Origin of the sequence: Paenibacillus sp. HGH0039 (genome assembly GCF_000411255.1) — a bacterium.
In the GTDB taxonomy this organism is placed as follows: Bacteria; Bacillota; Bacilli; order Paenibacillales; family NBRC-103111; genus Paenibacillus_F.
In genome coordinates this window covers 2,771,441-2,790,013 of sequence record NZ_KE150413.1, presented here as the reverse complement: position 1 = coordinate 2,790,013, position 18,573 = coordinate 2,771,441, and the positions used below count along the sequence as shown (strand labels likewise).

Below are 18,573 nucleotides of genomic sequence, written 5' to 3'. Positions count from 1 at the left end.
TTGCATCATGCTTGTTTATAACCAAAATGTGGATATGGTGCGGGAGTATGTAATTAACGCGAAAGCGAATAGTCTAAATAAAAAGCTAACTGATTATTCAAATCCGATAAATGGAACACCATGCAAATAGCGTGTAGAGTAGGGAATCTGGATATAGTGAAGCTTTTAATCGAAGCAGGGGCAGATGTCCATTCGAAAGGTCCGAACAATCTGCAACCGATACATTTTGCATGTGATTATTTTCGGGAAGCCTTGCGACGCTTGATTTTGAATAAAAAAACCGCCGTCTGTCGATGCGACAGGCGGCTTTTTCATTTAGGCAGTGGGGACGGCGAGGAACGAGCGATAACGGTATTTCAAAAAAATTTGTCTGATGCCATCGCTTCATTTCCACCTGCGACAATTAATTTAAGCCCTGTCATGAAATTTTCGTCATCCGTACCGCCGACATTAATAGCTTCCATAATGTTTGTTAATTCGCCGCTGTTTATTGTACGCTCGGCCAGCGTTTCCCAGTTTTGCTCGTCCGCCTGTTCCTCAATCACACAGCCAAATGTATAACGAATAACGGTGAGCATAACAATTCTGGCTGTTCGTATATCCATTCCTGCACTGCGAAGGGAGGCAAAAGAAATTTCCAAAAACTTCGCTAAAGTTCCATTGGGAAAAGGATGCGCGCCGGCTATCACACGCCCGCCATCAGGATAAGAGAGCATAGCCTTACGAAACAGTGTGATATGCTCAAGCAGCCAATCCTGCCAGGACTGCTCCCTTTCCCTTGGAACGAAATTTCCCATCTTTTTTTGTAAGATATGCTCGGCCATGTAGTCCACAATCATAGCTTTGTTTTTTAAATGCCAGTAAATGGCCGGGGCTTTGACACCTAGCTTTTTTCCAATATCACGAATAGATAATTCGTCATATCCTTTTTCAGCCAGTAATTCAAGCGCCGCTTCGACGATTTCCTGTTGTCTTTCGCTTAGTTTCAAATGATCTTCCATGTTCGCACCTCTTTTAATTAATTATAAGACATAACAAGCGAATTTAACAGTGTTACATTAGTTTTGTAAACTCGCTTGACAAATGTTCTTTAACACCGTTATAGTAAAAATCAATATAACACCGTTAAGGAGGAGGACGAAGATTTGCTGGTGATAGAAGTACATGGTTTAGTCAAAACAATTGGAGAGAATAAGACAGAAAGGATGGATTGGATATGATGTCTAAAAAAATCACTACTGTTCCTGTACTGATTGTCGGAGGGGGATTGGCCGGTCTTTCCGCAGCGTTATTCTTGTCGCGGCATAGCGTACCCTATGTACTTATTGAACGTCATCAAAAAACGAACATTCATCCACGGGCACGGGGCTTAAACTTTCGGACAATGGAATTATATCGAGAACTGGGGTTGGCTAAAGCAATCGAAGAGATCGGTACGCAATTGGCCAAAGGCAAAGGGTGGTACACGGCCCATACATTAAGAGAGGCAGAGTTTGATCCGGAAAAAATGGATATCCCCAAAATACTGCCAGAGTCTGTGAAATCGTATTTTGCTACCCTCAAAGAGATAAGTCCTGCTTCCAGCGTCCGTGCTACACAAAATCTGGTCGAACCCATCTTGCTTGAAGCAGCTCGCGAACGTGGGGGGGATCTGCGTTTTCATACAGAATTGACTGCTTTTGAACAAAATGAAGACCATGTTAGGGCTACCGTTCTCAATCGTACAACGGGTGTTGAAGAAACCATAGTAGCAGACTATATGATTGCTGCTGACGGTGCAAAAAGCCCGGTTCGTCAAATGCTGAACATCAAGATGACCGAAATGAATTCACACGGTCATATCATTAATATTTATTTTGAAGCAGATCTCGAACATTTTGTAAAGGGACGCGAATTCAGTGCGTGCAACATCACACGTACTGGGGCGGCAGGCGTGTTGCTTGCAATTAATAATCGTGACCGTTGGTGCTATCACGTTTCTTATGATTTTGAAGGCGGTGAGACTGCTGCTCATTTTTCAGAAGAACGATGCAGGGAAATCATACAAAAGGCGATTGATTTACCGGATCTCCAAGTAAAGATATTGAGTGTGCTGCCTTGGGAAGCAGCGGAAAAGGTCGCTGAGCAATTTCAACAGGATCGCGTCTTTTTAATTGGGGATGCAGTTCACCTCATGCCGCCGACTGGAGGTTACGGAGCCAACACGGGTGTACAAGACGCTCATAACTTAGCATGGAAATTGGCAGCAGCCGTTCATAAAGCGGCCAGCCCTGAACTGTTGAAAACTTATGAGGCTGAACGTCGTCCCGTCGCCCAAATGACGGTTTCAGAGGCCGGGCGAGTCGCCGACACGGGTGTGTTTTCGGCCATGAAAAAACAGACGGAAAAGAGAATATCTCCGTTTGACGATCTGATTGTATCGGTTGGCTATCATTACGAATCCAAAGCCATCCTTAAACAGGATGCCGCTCCTTCATCGCTCGATCATTTTGAACTAAAGGGGCGCCTCGGTACACGGGCCCCTCATATTTGGGGCGAATATCAAGGTAGGGAATGTTCCACGCTTGACTTGTTAGGATTAGGATTTGTTTTGTTTGTAGGGGAAAAAGCCGAGGGATGGGAGGATGCGGCGAAATACGTATCCGGGCAGTTTGGTGTCAAAATTAATACTTATAGCGTAGGACAGAATGGAGATTTCATTGACAAAGATCATGGCTGGCAGAATGCTTATCAAGCCAAGGAAAAAAGCGTTGTTCTCGTTCGCCCAGACGGTTTTGTATGTTGGCGTTGCGAAGAACATATTGAGCAACCGACCTTAACATTGGAAGAGGTTTTTGCCCAACTTCTCGGCAAAAAAAGAGCTTAACGTAAACGTCAAATAACCCCCGTCTGTTGAGACAGATGGGGGTTATTTGACGTTTAGACTCCAAACGCGCAATTATATTTTAATAACAATATAATAATATACAATATATATTTATTGTAAAACGATAAATCATGTGCTAAAATCATGTTGTCATAAATAAGTGAGGTGTTTTAAATGAATGTTAAACGAGGTTCAACCAATTTCTTAAAGGTAATTATTTTTCTGGCTGGAATTGCAGTGCTTGCTTTGTGTATCTATTGGTTGCCTGAAGCAACGAGGAGAGATGCCCTAGTAAATCCAGATTACCATTACCAGGTTTACCCCCTTTTAGTATGCGCGTATGGAATCTGTATTACGTTTTCTGTTGCATTGTATCATGTATTTAAGCTATTAACTTATATCGAAAAGAACAATGCTTTCTCCGAGTTATCCCTTAAATCTTTGAAGGTTATAAAGAGATGTGCCTTTACAGTCATTTTCTTCATTTTGTTAGTGATAGTAAACTTAATGGTGCTTGCTAAAACCACAGGAGATGACGCAGCGGGTCCGATATCGCTAAGTCTAATAGGTATTTTTGCAACAAGTATTGTTGCAGTCATTTTAGAAGTTCTTCAAAAACCAATAAAAAATCTCCTGGATAAAAAATAAAAAAGAGGTGTTATAAATGAAAGAAGCATCCACATTGTTTTTAAAATTAGCGGTTATTCTTATGGGGATTCCAGTTCTTGCTCTGTGTATATTTTTAGTGCCTAATGTAGCGAATTTTGCATCCGAATTATACCCAAATATCGCTTCAATGAAATATCTCGTTTTCATCCTTATGTATGGAGCGGCTATCCCGTTCTATTTGGCTCTCTATCAAGCTTTCAATCTTTTGCGTTATATGGACAAAAGCAAATCATTTTCGCAATTATCCGTAAATGCATTAAAGAATATAAAACATTGTGCGATTACCATCAGCAGTTTATATGTATTAGGCATGCCACTCATTCATTTTATAGCGAAGAAAGTTGACCCTCCTATTGGATTATTGGGGCTCATCCTCATTTTTTCTTCGTTGGTTATCGCCTTTTTTGCTGCTGTCCTACAACGGCTTTTACAAGAAGCGATTAACATAAAATCAGAAAATGATTTGACGGTCTGAGGTGGAGGATATGGCAATTATTATTAATATTGATGTGATGTTAGCAAAACGAAAAATGAGCGTAACGGAGCTTTCGGAGAGGGTTGGAATTACTATGGCGAATCTTTCCATTCTGAAAAATGGGAAAGCAAAAGCGGTTCGTTTTTCAACATTAGAAGCGATATGTAAGACTTTGGATTGTCAGCCAGGTGATATTTTGGAGTACAAAAGCGACGAAGACACTCAATAAAAACAGCGGGTACGATAGCTTAATAAACCTGCTAACTCGTAAAAAAATCTGCGGAATCGTATGAATGGATGGATACATACTTCTCACTGTATGAAAAACGTAGAAATAATGAATCGAAGGAAGGATCGTTTATTTCATATTCTGGCGCAGCCTTGGGATCCTCGCCATGAGACATGGGAGGAGTTTGAAAATAAACTAGATCAAGCATATAAGGAGTACTGTCGGATGACAAGAACATATATGCTAAAAAGTCGCGTAGCAGCGGCTTTTTTTATTTTAACGATATAAGTTCGTGCCACAAGTCAATGACAAGAACTTATATCGTTTGCCGTATTGGGACAAGAACAGTGATGCATTGACTGTAGGTGATTCTGTTTATGTATATAGTCCGCCAAGTAGAAGTAGAATAGTTACAGAATGTGGTATATTGGATGTAATGATACTTTCTAAGTGGAGGTGCTTATGAATCCTACTTTTAACACCTATATCCAATCGCTAGCCGGACGGGACGTGACCGTTATAGGGGCCGGCGTCAGCAACTCACCGCTGATCCGCATGCTGTGCTCAGCCGGGGCGCGCGTAATCGTACGCGACCGTAATCCAATTCTGCCACGGGATGAGTGGGACGAACTAGGCGTCGAGTTGCACCTAGGGGAAAGTTACCTAGATCGAGTTGGGGGCGATATAGTGTTTCGCACTCCAGGCATACGTCCAGACCATCCGGCGTTGGACTCGGCCCGCGCCGGTGGCAGCCGTGTGACTAGTGAGATGGAGGAGTTCTTCGCGTTGTGTCCCTGTCCCATTTTCGGTGTGACCGGTTCGGACGGTAAGACCACAACAACGTCACTGATCGCAGATATGCTGGCTAATGGGGGACATATGGTGCATCTGGGCGGTAACATTGGCACACCACTGCTGGCAAACGTGGGCGAAATGTCGCCGCTGGACACGTGCGTGGTCGAGCTGTCCAGCTTCCAGTTGATGGACATGACGTGTTCTCCCCATGTAGCGGTGATTACCAATATCTCTCCCAATCACCTCGACTGGCACCGCGACATGGATGAATATACCGCCGCGAAACGCCGCCTGTTGAATTTTCAGAGTAATGACGATCTTGCCGTTCTCAACGGTGATAATCCGGTGACCGCCTCACTGCGTGGGCGAGGGCGGACCAAGTATTTCGGAGGTCACACGATCCGCGATGGCGTGATCGACGGTCTAGTCCCAATTAATGACATTCGTTTGCCGGGGTGGTATAACGTGGAAAATGTCATGGCTGCCGTGGCCGCTGTGCAGGGGATTGTGCCGGACGAGGCAATCCTAGAGACGGTTCGTACTTTCGTTGGCGTGGAGCACCGAAATCAGTGGGTTGCAACTGTGGCCGGTGTGCATTATTATAACAATTCCATCGGTTCCAGCCCCGCCCGTACCGTCTCCACACTGCATGCTCACGTGGGCCGAGTATTGCTGATCGCCGGCGGACGAGATAAGAGGGTACCGTTTGACGAGATGGCCAAGCTGTTGCCCGATCATGTCAAGGTTTTGCTGTTGATCGGCGAAGCAGCCAGTCAAATCGAGATTGAGGCGCGCAAAGTGCCGAATTGCCCACATATTATCCGCTGTGAGGGTTTGGCTGAGGCAGTGGAGCAAGCGCACAAACTGGCCGTACCGGGTGACACTGTGCTGTTGAGCCCTGCCTGCACTGCATTTGACCAATACCGAAACTTTGAAGAGCGTGGGCATCACTTTGTAGAATTAGTCAGGAACTTATCAGTGGATGATAATCGGGTAAGGTAAGAGCAGCCGATCGATGTGATCGGCTGCTTTTTCATTGGACGGGCTTTAGCTAAAGCAAACTTATATAATGTGGCACATCTAAAAGATCATAAAAGAAGACCTTTGCACGGTTAGTTAAGAGGGAAATATGGGGAGCTATTTTCATCAATACTGTCCAGAGGGGACAGTTAGTAAGTACCGACTCATCGTATTTGATGATGAGAAGAAACCATTTATACCTCTCACCGAATATTATCATCATCAAATCACTAGAATTGGTGAGAGTTCTGTTATTGCGTATTTAAACGCTTTGGAACCCTTTTTCTACTGGCTAAATCATAAGAGTCAGTATCAGGGTAGATTAGTTCAATGGAATGATGAGGCAGCTGCTATACAAGTAGCCGTTAGAGATTACTTAATTTCGAGGATGGAATGTAAAGTTCGAGGTCGAGACGGTTATGAAGGAATCTACCTGACAAGCAAAAGCTCTAAGACGGTTAACCTGTTCTTAGCAGCGGCTAGAGGGTTTTACAAGTCGATGATATAGCTTAAACTTTATGCCAATCATAATCCACTGGTCGACATTCACTTCGAAGATCGAGTTGGTGGACAACCGTAAAATGGCGTATGGTATAATCGGATAATGAAATTGGATTTTGTGAAAGGTTGTGAAAATGATGGGTCCAGATATAAATAGTGTTTTTCCGATAAAAAATATCAGAAGCCTTTGTTTTTTAAAAAATGTAGTGATTAATCCAAATATTGAAGTTGGGGATTATTCCTATTACGATGACTTGAATAACCCTTTAGGTTTTGAGAAAAACGTCCTTTATCATTTTGACTTTATAGGAGATAAACTGAAAATCGGAAAGTTTTGTGCTATTGCATCCACCGCTAAATTTATTATGAATGGTGCGAATCATAATACAAATTCATTTACAACTTTTCCTTTTGGGGCATTTGGTGGAGATTGGGAAGTCGGATTAAAGAATTTAAGTGGTGGATTCAAAGGGGATACAGTTATAGGTAACGATGTTTGGATCGGTTATAATGCTACAATTATGCCAGGGATTCATATAGGAGATGGTGCGATAATCGCAACAAATGCTGTAGTAACCAAAGATGTTCCGTCTTATTCCATTGTAGGAGGGAACCCTGCAAAATTAATACGTTATAGATTTGACGAGGAAACGATTGATATTCTCAATACTTTGAAGTGGTGGGAATGGGATATTGAAAAAATAACTGAATTTATTCCCGTTTTGACAAGCAATAATACGGAAGCTTTAAAGGAACTTCTCAACACATAGTAAAAACTGTATTGAACTAACGGGTACTAGAGCTCAATAATACAACATGACGAGGCTGCCGACGAATCGATCGGCTTGCATATGTTTCAGGCCATGAGCAATCATAATCCACTACTTCGACTGTTTCCACTGGAGGACTTTGTTGAACTAACGGGTACGTTAGCTGAATAAACCTACAGCGGCAGCCGGCCAGTAAGTTGAATGGCACGAATCCCGAGACAAAATTCCAAAACACAACAAACAAGGAGCAAGATCGCCGTGGATCTTGCTCCTTGTTCTACATGAGGGAAAGAAAAGAGAATCCTTTGGCTGCCACGAAGACTATAAGAACAACAACTTAGTTTTTCAAGCGAGGAATAACAACTCATAAACAATGTCGGATGACAAGAACATATATGCTTACAAGTCGCGTAGTAGCGGCTTTTTTTATTTTAACGATATAAGTTCTTGTCACAGGTCAGTGACAAGAACTTATATCGTTTGCCGTATTGGGACAAGAACATATATCGTTAACCGTAATTGAAGATAATTTTCAATGAATTGTAAAAAAAAGCAACTTTAACTGTGACCAGAAGAGAGCACTGATGAACTTTCAATTGACAAGATCGATAAAATCAACCGAAAGGAATTAAAGGAACTAATGGTCTAAAATAACACCCGTATACGGAAATTTCACAGGTCGAGACTGGGTTAATAACGGATGCCATCGAGGTCTAAAAAGTGCGATGCGATGTCATTAATGGCACTGCATTTTTAGTTTTAGAGACAGTTAGAGACAGCATGAACAGAATGAGAAAGCAGCCGCGCATACGGCAAAAAAACAATGCCATTGTCGGGTGACAAAAACATAGTAACATTAGGAGTCGCTGATTATGCGGCTTTTTATATTCATGTTATCAAGTTCTTGTCATTGTGTTTTGACAAGAACTTGATAACATTCCCGATATGATTTCATCGACGGCGGTAGACGTCTTTTATTAAACTAACGGGCAGTTTAGTGGAATGTTATATGGAATATATTGGTGATATATGGTACATTGTATTTGTCCTTATGGGGAGATTTGTATAATTGTAGTAGGATCATCGGCAAAGCGACGTGGTATTGGAAGACAACTTATGAATTTTGCTGAGCGAGGAGCAGAGCTATGATTAAGAATCTATACGAGACTCATTTACAAGTTAAAGATTTGAATACTTCTATTGAATTTTATAACAAGTTGGGACTGGAACTTTCATTATTAATTGAGGAAAGAGGAATTGCATTTTTTTATATTGGAAAGGAACGTCAATTACTTGGTCTTTGGGAAGTTCCAAAGGGAAGTGATGTTAGCAAAAGACATTTTGCTTTTGGGACTGATTTGGATTTATTAAAGGATTCAATTGACTGGCTACGAGAAAGAGGCCTTGAACCCATTACAGCTTTTGGGAAAGAACCAATTGAGCCAATTGTACATACATGGATGCCTGCGGCAGCTATTTATTTTAACGATCCTGATGGTAACGAATTAGAGTTTATTTCATGGTTGCCGTCTGAACCTAAAAATTTGGGATATGCAGTTTATTTAAGTGAGTGGAACGATATGATAAAGTCCGAAAAATCACAAAATTAATAGTAACTGGTTTAGTAATTCATTCAAGTTCCAACCGCCTGAAGGTAACAGATTATTCCGTTAAAGCGAAATGTTGATTGAAAGACTAAAGGCTGCCTTATGGCAGCCTCAAAAAAACTTATTATTGTTGATATTGCTCCTGAACCGCCTTCGGCAACTCTGCGAAGGTAACCTCTTTCCAGTATGTTACGCCCCGAATCAACGTGTGATATAGCTGAACATAAGCTCCTTCTCTCAATTGCTTTCCTGCCGAAAAACCAAGCTTCTTTTCATTCCCTCCCTCATTATAGGAAGTCAGCTCATACTTATAACGCCCATTCTCATCTTGCACACCAAGTCCGGTTATCATCGCATAATAGATTGTTTTTCCCGCAGAAGTCTCAGGATTCAGCTTCTCCGGATTGAAGAAGAACATCCACAAGCATGTTCCAATCACGATGATGAGTCCCAGCACTAGCAACATTTTTTTCATTATAAATTCCTCCTAAGCGCAATCAGGATGAGACGATATCTTTACTCTTCAACCGGCGAATAGACATCGACGCAAAAATGATAATGAAAGCCAAATTAATCATCCAAAATAGAAAGATCTGCATATCAGTCAATTTATCCTGACTCATCACACGCATGCCAATGTTGAGTAATGAGAATGGGAACAATATTCCGAGCTTGGCAATATACATGCCAAGACCAATAAATACCGCACACAGGCTAATGCCGATAGGCGTAGCGAAGCTGCGGATCTGCAGCGAAAGTCTCAATTGAAGAGCGCTAATGGACATACATGCGTACCATCCACGTATCGTCCAACCTATCGTCTCTACAGGGAAAGGCCCTGGTAAGGAGAGCAAGGTACCTGCAAGCCAGTAGAGTCCCAAAAACAGCGCTTGCGCGAACAAGATTAAAATGCTAACGACAATCCATTTGGCAAGAAACACACTGGCAACTGATACAGGAGAGGTCATTACCATATTCCAATTTCGGTTTAAATGCTCCAGTCTGCATATGTAGGAACAACAGATGGCAATGAGAATAGGCAGGAAAAACACACCGTAAAACAGACTGACCTGGATCCACAGGCTATACCAACCATTTTGCAGGGCGCCCTGGTTCAAATAATAATTCGCACATCCAATCAACAGACTTATGATTGGAAGTACAGCGATGACAAGACTGATCCGGGAATGACGCAGTTTGAGCCATTCAGCAGAAATACTTCGTTTCATGAACTTCCCTCCTCAGATTTCCTGCCGGCTTACATGGATGTTCCCGGCGATATAGAACAGGACGGTCATTATTAACGCGCCCACTACAATTCCAAAGCTTACTGGCTGTACTAGATAGGCGCCCGCAGACTCGGCGTATCGATAAGTAACCGGACTGAGATCCAAATAGTAAGACCAGATAAAAATATGTCTAATTGCTGCTGGAAATAATCCAGCGGTCATTCCGATGAAACCGCCTAGCATGCCAATGCACAGCGCAAACGCCTGATTTTTAATAGCAAAAGAAATCCATTGTTGAAGTGCTGTGACAGCGAGAGTTGTCAGTAGGGTCCCCCCAATGAACCGGAATAGTAGATCAATAGGAAACGTACCGGGGAAATCCTTTATGACCCCAAACACGATGATGAATAAAGCTTGTACACAGATGCCATACAGGAGCAGACTATTGGTGCTAATATACTTCGCCGCGTAGAGATGCCTGCGTCCCACATTGGTAGCAACAAGCATTTTCCAGGTCGATCCCTTATGCTCCATATCACAAATGCGCGAGACAACAACGGCTGAAATAATCGGCATAAAAAAGCCATTCATGGAGGATATACTAAACAAAATAGATTCCCAAACGGCGTGATCCGGATTGCTCGCAATGGACCGGCTAATGGACATAAAAGCCCACAGCATCTCCACGACAAGAAATAAGATAATCATAATCCATATTTTTTTGCGACGGATTTTGAAATATTCCAGTCCTAATAACTTGATCACAAGCTCCGCTCCTTTCCTGTCAACTCAAGGAAGATATCCTCCAGACTTTTCTTCTGCTCCTCGATCCGAGTGACAGCGATTTGATGCTCAACAAGCAATTTGTTCATTTCCGCCACTTCCGAATCCTGAATATTGATAAGCTCAAGCCGGCCTCCGCTTTGTGTTGGACGGTATCCTTGCGTGAATAGTAGCTGCTCCGCTTTGGCATTGTCCCCCGTTTTCATAAAAATGGCGTTTCTATTTTTTTGCCGCAGGCTGTCCATACTGCCCTGATACAACAGATTCCCTTCGCTGATAATGCCTACTGAGGTAGCGATCTGTTCGATCTCGGAGAGAAGGTGGCTGGAGAGCAATATCGTTATTCCGTAGCGTTCGGGTAACAATTTGATAAGCTCCCGAATTTCACCAATGCCTGCGGGATCAAGACCGTTCGTCGGTTCATCGAGGATCAACAGCTTGGGGAAGGCCAGCAGGGCCATTGCGATTCCCAGTCGTTGCTTCATTCCTAGCGAATATTGTTCAGCTTTTTTGTTCTTCTGATTTTCTAGCCGTACAATACGAAGCGCCTCATCTACGTTTTTATCTGGCACGTTCCGCAGGCGCTGCATGACCTTCATATTCTCAAGCCCTGTCAAATGTCCGTAGTAGGAGGGAGATTCAATTAGTGATCCGGTACGTTGCAGTATGGATGGTCGATGTTTGCTCAGGCTTTCCCCGAAAATGTTAATTGTCCCTTCAGTAGGCTTAATTAGTCCGAGCAGCATTTTTAGCGTAGTCGTTTTACCCGCTCCGTTTGGGCCCAGAAACCCATAGATTTCTCCCTCCTGTACATGTAAATCAACTTTATTCACACTGTGAATTGCCCCATACGTTTTGGACAGATTTTGCGTTTGCACAATTGCTAATGCGCTCATAGAAAGTCAGCTCCATTCAAGTCTTTTTAAATATTTCCCTCTGTTTTAACAGTAAGGAATCCACCTTTCCTTAATCTTTAGAAGACCTTACGCCAACCTTAAATAGAATCTGAAAAACACAGCTATTCCCCCTGTTCATGTATAATAAATTCAGGTGGTGCAGCATGGAGAATTTAAAAGACAAAAAAATATTAATTGTAGATGATGAACCGGATATCAGAATTATGATAGAAAAATTTTTAAGAAAAGAGGGATTTTTCCGCATTTTCACAGCAGCCGACTGTGCTTCAGCTCTATCGATCTGCCACACAGGCAAGCCGGATATCGCGATTCTCGATGTCATGCTGCCTGATGGCGATGGATTCTCGCTTCTGTCTTCCATTAGACAGTTCTCGGAAACTCCTATTCTTTTTCTCTCCGCACGGGGTGAGGATGAAGACCGATTGCTTGGGCTAGGTTTGGGGGCAGATGATTACATTGTGAAGCCGTTTCTACCGCGGGAGCTGGTATTACGGCTTATGGCAATACTAAAGCGGGTCTACTCCTCTCCCGTGGTGGAGCGCTTGTCTGCTTTTCGATTGGGAGAACAAATCATTGATCTGGATAGCGCTGTTGTGCACAGGAATCATAAAGAGCTGCCATTGACGGCAAAGGAACATGCGATTCTTGTAAAGTTGTACGAAAACCAGAATCGCATTGTCACAAGTGACGCCTTATGTCAGGCCGTTTGGGGAGATGACAGCTACGGATACGAAAATACATTAATGGTCCATATCAGGCGGGTACGTGAAAAAATCGAGCTCGATCCCTCCAAACCGATCCATCTTCTCACCGTCAGAGGACTGGGATATAAGTTGCTGGTGAAGGAGATACGTTAGTGGAGGGAATTATTCGCATATTACGCCGGTTTGTCGCCACGACCATTTTTATCTCGATATTTCTGCTTATTTTTAATTTCGTACTCTTGGGCACGCTGGTGTTCTCAGAAAATTACCAGCACCCGTCCCCAGAAGGCATGGTTAAGCAAGTGGCCAAAAGTTTGGAGAAGCAGGTCGACAGCTTTCAACTGGACGAGCAGGCTACCGAGCTTCTGAAGCAGAATCATGCCTGGGCCATGCTGCTCGGTGAAAAAGGTCATGTGAGATGGGACTACCATCTACCTCATGATGTTCCTAAATCCTACAATCTAGTCGATGTAGCCAAGTTCTCGCGGTATTACCTTATGGATTATCCAGTGTATACGTCGGAACATAAGGATGGTCTGATGGTGGTAGGGTATCCCAAGGAAAGCCACTGGAAATATCAATTGGATTTTCTTCCAGATTGGATAAGTTCGTTGCCTCTGCGGATTGTACTATTGCTACTCTGTAATTTAGCGTTGGCTCTGCTGATATCTGTTGTCATTGGCACGCGTCTCATAAGTAAGATACGCCCTCTGGTGGATGGCGTTCACAATCTAGCCAGGGAGCAAGAATCGGTTCAGTTGGATGCCAAAGGTATATTCGGTGATTTAGCCCAGAGCATTAATTCCGCGTCAGCTATACTCCAGAGCAAGACAGCCGCGTTGCAAGCTCGGGATGAAGCACGCTCCAACTGGATTGCCGGGATTTCTCATGATATTCGGACACCTCTCTCGCTCGTGCTCGGTTATGCAAGTGAAATGGAGGATCATTCAGACTTGCCAAAGGAGCAGCGGCATCAGGCCGGTATTATCCGGCGGCAAGGCGAGAAACTTCGCTCACTCGTAAGTGACCTGAATCTGGTCTCCATGCTCGAGTATGAAATGCAGCCTTTGTATTTGAAGCCCCTCCGACTATCGGTTTTGGCAAGACAGGTTGTCACGGAATTTTTGAATAACGGATTGGATGACCGCTATGTGATTGAATTGAAACTGACCGATGAAGCGGTTCAGATCCATGGGGACGAGAAATTGCTTCTTCGGGCAATCAGTAATCTTGTTCAGAACAGCGTGCTTCATAACTCGCAGGGCTGCAAAATCATCATAGAAGCTTTTTTATCCAATGACCGATCCCATTATCTCTTTATCGTAAGAGATAGTGGACGAGGAATCCTACAGGAGCAATTGGCGGAGATTACCGAATTGCACTACTCAACGAGGAGAAAGCGGCCTGATCAGCAAGGTCACGGCCTGGGGCTTCCGATGGTGGCAAGGATTGCGAAGGCGCATCATGGCCGCCTCATTCTTACAAGTGGCGTAGACCAAAGAGGCCTAAGAGCGGTACTGGAATTCCCTGTACAGTCACCGAATGAAAAAGTAGACAATGAGGAAATTTGATTTTACATGTGGTTTTGGTGCGAAGCGGTATGCAAGTCTAATCTATGAAATAACACTTGTAGAATTTGACTAAGTTCATGTGAGAAAACCCGAAGGGAAGACATTCTTGATCAAGAGAAAATAGCTACCGACATAAGCTTGTTTAAGCGTCGTTTATTAAGCTAACGAGGAAACGTTAGTTGAATAGAAGACAAAAGAAGGCAGCCGTTTACGAGATCGGCTGCCTTTGTTCAACTAATGGGCAGGATGGTGGGATACAACGGCGAATACATACGTGATTTCAGTAAGGAGGTTCACTATGTCATGAGTACGGAACGGAAAAGAGGATCAAGTCAGGAAATGGGACAGGGGTATGCACACACAACCGGGATAAACATACCCAGGAGATGTCGGATGACAAGAACATATATGCTTAAAAGTCGCGTAACAGAGGCTTTTTTTGTTTTAACGATATAAGTTCTTGGCACAAGTCAGTGACAAGAACTTATATCGTTTGCCGTATTGGGACAAGAACATATATCGTTTTCCGTAATTGAGGATCTTTCTCAAGACGCAAAGAGAACGGTGTGAGTTAAACGTAGAAAACGCGACGTCCTGTGGTATATTTGATGTAGTGATACTTTCTAAGTTGAGGTGCTTATGAATCCTACTTTTAACACCTAAACTCACCGCTATCCAATCGCTTGCCGGACGGGAAGTGACCGTCATAGGGGCCGGCGTCAGCTGAGATCCGCAAGCTGTGCTCAGCCGGGGCGCGCGTAATCGTACGCGACCGTAATCCAATCCTGCCACGGGATGAGTGGGACGAACTAGGCGTCGAGTTGCATCTAGGGGAAAGTTACCTATATCGAGTTGGGGGCGATTTAGTGTTTCGCACTCCAGGCATACGTCCAGACCATCCGGCGTTGAACTCAGCCCGCGCCGGCGGCAGCCGTGTGACCAGTGAGATGGAGGAGTTCTTCGCGTTGTGTCCCAGTCCCATTTTCGGTGTGACCGGTTCGGACGGTAAGACCACAACAACCTCACTGATCGCAGACATGCTGGCTAATGGGGGACATACGGTGCATCTGGGCGGTAACATTGGCACACGTGGGAGAAATGTCGCCGCTGGACACGTGCGTGGTCGAGCTGTCCAGCTTCCAGTTGATGGACATGACGAGTTCTCCTCATGTAGCGGTGATTACCAATATCTCTCCCAATCACCTCGACTGGCACCGCGACATGGATGAATATATCGCCACGAAGCGCCGCCTGTTGAATTTTCCGAGTGATGACGATCTTGCCGTTCTCAACGGTGATAATCCGGTGACCGCCTCACTGCGTGGGCGAGGGCGGATCAAGTATTTCGAAGGACACACGATCTGCGATGGCGTAATCGACGGTCTTGACGGACATGAAGTTACAAAGCTATGTATTGACCAGCAATACATATTAAAGAATGAATAGAAAACATCCGATGTCGGATGACAAGAACATACATGCTTAAAATTCGCGTAGCAGCGACTTTTTTTTGTTTTAACGATATAAGTTCTTGTCACAAGTCAGTGACAAGAACTTATATCGTTTGCCGTATTGGGACAAGAACATATATCGTTTCCCGTAATTGAGGATCTTTCTCAAGATACAAAGAGAACGATGTGAGTTAAGCGTAAAAAATGCGACGTCCAGGCGGTAACGCAGGTGACTTATAGGAACCGGTTAAGTCCAAAGAAACGCCTTTTATCGCGCCCACTGATTAAGTCAATCAGATTTTGTTCACGTGCCGTTGGTAAGGATAAATTGTCACATATGATTTTGATTTTAAAAGACGTTTAAGCTTAGGAATAGCTTCTGCATTGTTTTTCTCTTTCACAGATTACGCTGGTGCAACAGCGCTTAATACCCCAAAGATTAAACAAGAACAAGACGAATGGCGCTGGGTAGCCTCAGATCAGATGATCCTCCAATTTTTTGGGAAAACAAGTGTGTTACAGTGTAGTTTATATAAGACAGGCAAGGGAACGACCTCTTGCGATAATAATCCTGGGTCTGACAAACAGGCACAAAAAGCTTTGTATGATAATGGCGTATCAGACGTGGGTCTCTGGTCTTAAGGATGCGTATAAATACAATTAAACTTGTTCACGTTTGGTGGAATATTCATTTCGGCTGCCGTCGCTGGCGTGTACCGACCGCGCTGCCGATAGGAAAGAGATTATTTCGAAATATTGCGGTTTCATTCGAAAATGCATACAACCAAGTTATGCGAGTGTATACTTTGAATCAGCAATGGAATTTTACAAGATGAAGGGGATGCATTCTTCACATGATGAAGCATAATTCAATTTTTAATCTTGATACGGATGAACGCATGGATATTGGAACCTACCTGTTGGAACAAATCAATGACTATATGACGAACATACGCGGGGTTCGTGTTTCACCTGAACTCAGCGTGGATGCGATTGCAGAACACTCACGTAAATTATCTTTTGAGCATCCCGTCAGTGCGCGCGAGGCGATTAATCATATCCTGGAGGGACTAAGACAATTCCAGGTGCATACGCCACACCCGCGATATTTCGGTCTGTATAACCCGCGGCCCAACTTCATGGGAATTATGGCGGACACGATTACTGCAGCATTCAATCCGCAGCTTGCAGCCTGGAGCCATGCACCTGTAGCGGTCGAAATGGAGAACTATGTATTGAAAGAGATAGCTTCAAGATTCGGTTATTCAGCAGATGCAGCAGATGGGACATTTACAACGGGGGGAGCGGAAGCAAATCTAACAGCCGTACTGACCGCACTAGTACATTATTTTCCATCTTATGCCAAAGAAGGGCTGAGGTCACTCCCTTCGCATCCTGTCATGTACGCCTCTGCTGAGAGCCACCATTCCCTGGTAAAGGCAGCGCGTTCCTGCGGACTGGGCACAGATTCCCTTCGTATTATTACGACGGGCTCTGAAATGCATATAGATGTTCATGCGCTTCATCATCAAATTCAAGTGGATCGCGCTGCTGGATACACTCCTTTTCTCATCATTGCAACAGGTGGAACGACCGGCGCTGGAGCAATTGATCCTATTAACGAAATGGCTAACCTGGCTGAACGTGAGCAACTGTGGCTGCATGTGGATGCTGCGTACGGTGGAGCCTCCGTGTTTGCACCAGAGCTACGAGATCTTCTTCGTGGTATTGACCGAGCTGATTCCATTACCTTCGACGCGCACAAGTGGATGTCAGTCCCGATGGGGGCGGGAATTTATATTACACGACATAAGGACATCTTACATAGAACTTTCAGCATAACGGCAGATTATATGCCGAAAGAAGGGGCTGATCTGGATGTTATTGATCCGTTTACCCATTCGATTCAATGGTCGCGAAGGTTTATCGGTTTGAAAGTATATTTATCGCTTGTGACGGCTGGTTGGGAAGGCTATCGCAGCATGGTACAGCACCAGACAGAGATGGGCAATCGGTTGCGACGGGAGCTTACTTTTTCTAACTGGAAGGTTGTCAATGATACCGTATTGCCTGTCGTATGCTTTACGGATTCCAATATTCAATCAAAGAGCCAATCGAATTTTGCATCATTTATATGTCAAGAGATATTACATTCAGGGCAGGCATGGATTTCAGTATACGAAACAAACAAGGCTCCAGTACTGCGGGCTTGTATTACGAACTACGATACAACAGAGGAAGATATTATGGTATTGATGCAGTTGCTGAATGGAGCAAGAGCAAAATATTTGGAAGAGACATCCGAACGGTCTGAGCTGAATCTATAGTTCAAGGAAGACATTATACCATCGTTGTTGATTGAATTAGGCTATGCCTTGAATGTGAATGAAGGTTTTAGGTTATGGCTCCAAATTGCACAAAATGGTGCCCAAAGTGAATCCGTACCAAAAAGCAGGCGAGTCTATCAAAATTCTCGTTTAAATACATCACAGAATATGAATTGTCCTAACCGTGCATTAAAACAAAAGAAAAAGATCAATTGTATGCAATCTTCTATTCCGCTCAAAGTAGCGATGGATGTATTTGATAAACAACGTCAGAAAACAAGCAGTTTATGAAATATGTTGACCTTTGTAGCCAAACTGAATTTCTAAAAAGTGAAAGCAGCGGCGCCGACAAGTCAAGATGGGTAAAGACCGGTGGAATCGGTTACCTATGAAAAATTGTCGGATGACAAGAACATATATGCTTAAAAGTCGCGTAACAGCGGCTTTTTTTATTTTAACGATATAAGTTCTTGTCATAAGTCAGTGACAAGAACTTATATCGTTTGCCGTATTGGGACAAGAACATATATCGTTTCCCGTAAGTGAGGATCTTTCTCAAGACGCAAAGAGAACGGTGTGAGTTAAACGTAGAAAGCGCGACATCCTGTGGTATATTTGATGTAGTGATAATTTTCTAAGTTGAGGTGCTTATGAATCCT

General features: G+C 43.7%; 19 protein-coding genes and 2 pseudogenes. 16 read left to right on the top strand and 5 right to left on the bottom strand.

Annotated features, from left to right (window positions below):
• Nucleotides 1-117: 117 nt before the first annotated feature.
• Nucleotides 118-261, top strand: a pseudogene (locus HMPREF1207_RS30835) (ankyrin repeat domain-containing protein); the annotation flags it as partial.
• Nucleotides 262-356: 95 nt separating this feature from the next.
• Here HMPREF1207_RS30835 and HMPREF1207_RS27040 read toward each other — a convergent pair.
• A complete protein-coding gene (locus HMPREF1207_RS27040; protein ID WP_009674549.1) occupies nt 357-1,001 on the bottom strand; it encodes a TetR family transcriptional regulator in 645 nt (214 codons plus the stop codon).
• Between the two features lie 215 nt (nt 1,002-1,216).
• On the opposite strand from HMPREF1207_RS27040, the gene HMPREF1207_RS27035 reads away from it, so the two are divergent.
• From HMPREF1207_RS27035 to HMPREF1207_RS27000, 9 genes are all read left to right on the top strand, one after another.
• On the top strand, nt 1,217-2,866 hold the full coding sequence (locus HMPREF1207_RS27035) for an FAD-dependent oxidoreductase (RefSeq protein WP_009674555.1): 1,650 nt from the start codon (nt 1,217-1,219) through the stop codon (nt 2,864-2,866).
• Between the two features lie 174 nt (nt 2,867-3,040).
• Nucleotides 3,041-3,514, top strand: a complete 474-nt coding sequence (locus HMPREF1207_RS27030) for a DUF2975 domain-containing protein (RefSeq protein WP_016424189.1) — start codon at nt 3,041-3,043, stop codon at nt 3,512-3,514.
• A gap of 16 nt (nt 3,515-3,530) precedes the next feature.
• The gene (locus tag HMPREF1207_RS27025; RefSeq protein ID WP_009674548.1) at nt 3,531-4,010 is read left to right on the top strand and encodes a DUF2975 domain-containing protein; all 480 of its coding nucleotides are present in this window, start codon (nt 3,531-3,533) and stop codon (nt 4,008-4,010) included.
• A 10-nt stretch (nt 4,011-4,020) separates the two neighbouring features.
• Complete coding sequence (locus HMPREF1207_RS27020; RefSeq protein ID WP_004434885.1) at nt 4,021-4,239, top strand: helix-turn-helix domain-containing protein; 219 nt, start codon at nt 4,021-4,023, stop codon at nt 4,237-4,239.
• Nucleotides 4,240-4,701: 462 nt separating this feature from the next.
• Nucleotides 4,702-6,036, top strand: a complete 1,335-nt coding sequence (gene murD / locus HMPREF1207_RS27015; RefSeq protein ID WP_009674545.1) for a UDP-N-acetylmuramoyl-L-alanine--D-glutamate ligase — start codon at nt 4,702-4,704, stop codon at nt 6,034-6,036.
• A gap of 127 nt (nt 6,037-6,163) precedes the next feature.
• The gene (locus HMPREF1207_RS27010) at nt 6,164-6,562 is read left to right on the top strand and encodes a hypothetical protein (protein ID WP_016424188.1); all 399 of its coding nucleotides are present in this window, start codon (nt 6,164-6,166) and stop codon (nt 6,560-6,562) included.
• A 127-nt stretch (nt 6,563-6,689) separates the two neighbouring features.
• Nucleotides 6,690-7,325 (top strand): CatB-related O-acetyltransferase, encoded by a 636-nt coding sequence (locus HMPREF1207_RS27005; protein WP_009674541.1) that lies wholly within the window; start codon nt 6,690-6,692, stop codon nt 7,323-7,325.
• A 1,029-nt stretch (nt 7,326-8,354) separates the two neighbouring features.
• Complete coding sequence (locus tag HMPREF1207_RS30685; RefSeq protein ID WP_331271715.1) at nt 8,355-8,474, top strand: GNAT family N-acetyltransferase; 120 nt, start codon at nt 8,355-8,357, stop codon at nt 8,472-8,474.
• The gene (locus tag HMPREF1207_RS27000) at nt 8,471-8,935 is read left to right on the top strand and encodes a VOC family protein (protein WP_016424187.1); all 465 of its coding nucleotides are present in this window, start codon (nt 8,471-8,473) and stop codon (nt 8,933-8,935) included. The genes HMPREF1207_RS30685 and HMPREF1207_RS27000 overlap by 4 nt, the downstream gene beginning before the upstream one ends.
• Before the next feature lie 121 nt (nt 8,936-9,056).
• Here the strand turns inward: HMPREF1207_RS27000 and HMPREF1207_RS26995 are convergent, their stop codons facing one another.
• Genes HMPREF1207_RS26995 through HMPREF1207_RS26980 form a run of 4 tightly spaced genes read right to left on the bottom strand, consistent with a single transcriptional unit; the run spans nt 9,057 to nt 11,840 of the window.
• Nucleotides 9,057-9,407: a YxeA family protein gene (locus tag HMPREF1207_RS26995; RefSeq protein ID WP_016424186.1), complete on the bottom strand. Its 351-nt coding sequence runs from the start codon at nt 9,405-9,407 to the stop codon at nt 9,057-9,059.
• Nucleotides 9,408-9,429: 22 nt separating this feature from the next.
• The gene (locus HMPREF1207_RS26990) at nt 9,430-10,161 is read right to left on the bottom strand and encodes an ABC transporter permease (RefSeq protein WP_009673717.1); all 732 of its coding nucleotides are present in this window, start codon (nt 10,159-10,161) and stop codon (nt 9,430-9,432) included.
• A 12-nt stretch (nt 10,162-10,173) separates the two neighbouring features.
• Nucleotides 10,174-10,926, bottom strand: coding sequence for an ABC transporter permease (locus HMPREF1207_RS26985; RefSeq protein WP_009673577.1), 753 nt, complete (start codon nt 10,924-10,926; stop codon nt 10,174-10,176).
• Nucleotides 10,923-11,840 carry an ABC transporter ATP-binding protein gene (locus HMPREF1207_RS26980; protein WP_009673863.1) on the bottom strand — a complete coding sequence of 306 codons (918 nt, stop codon included), beginning with the start codon at nt 11,838-11,840 and terminating at the stop codon, nt 10,923-10,925. The genes HMPREF1207_RS26985 and HMPREF1207_RS26980 overlap by 4 nt, the downstream gene beginning before the upstream one ends.
• Nucleotides 11,841-12,004: 164 nt before the next feature.
• On the opposite strand from HMPREF1207_RS26980, the gene HMPREF1207_RS26975 reads away from it, so the two are divergent.
• From HMPREF1207_RS26975 to HMPREF1207_RS29500, 6 genes and pseudogenes are all read left to right on the top strand, one after another.
• Entirely contained in the window at nt 12,005-12,718 is a 714-nt protein-coding gene (locus HMPREF1207_RS26975; RefSeq protein ID WP_016424185.1) for a response regulator transcription factor, read from the top strand.
• The gene (locus HMPREF1207_RS26970; RefSeq protein WP_009673782.1) at nt 12,718-14,136 is read left to right on the top strand and encodes a sensor histidine kinase; all 1,419 of its coding nucleotides are present in this window, start codon (nt 12,718-12,720) and stop codon (nt 14,134-14,136) included. Before HMPREF1207_RS26975 ends, HMPREF1207_RS26970 begins: the two co-directional genes overlap by 1 nt.
• Nucleotides 14,137-15,083: 947 nt before the next feature.
• Nucleotides 15,084-15,173: pseudogene (locus HMPREF1207_RS30625) on the top strand (hypothetical protein); the annotation flags it as partial.
• A 52-nt stretch (nt 15,174-15,225) separates the two neighbouring features.
• Nucleotides 15,226-15,582 (top strand): Mur ligase family protein, encoded by a 357-nt coding sequence (locus tag HMPREF1207_RS30435; RefSeq protein ID WP_269212176.1) that lies wholly within the window; start codon nt 15,226-15,228, stop codon nt 15,580-15,582.
• 859 nt (nt 15,583-16,441) lie between these two features.
• A complete protein-coding gene (locus HMPREF1207_RS26955) occupies nt 16,442-17,914 on the top strand; it encodes a pyridoxal phosphate-dependent decarboxylase family protein (RefSeq protein ID WP_009673905.1) in 1,473 nt (490 codons plus the stop codon).
• 24 nt (nt 17,915-17,938) lie between these two features.
• Nucleotides 17,939-18,205, top strand: coding sequence for a hypothetical protein (locus tag HMPREF1207_RS29500; RefSeq protein WP_138918161.1), 267 nt, complete (start codon nt 17,939-17,941; stop codon nt 18,203-18,205).
• The last annotated feature ends 368 nt before the right edge of the window (nt 18,206-18,573 follow it).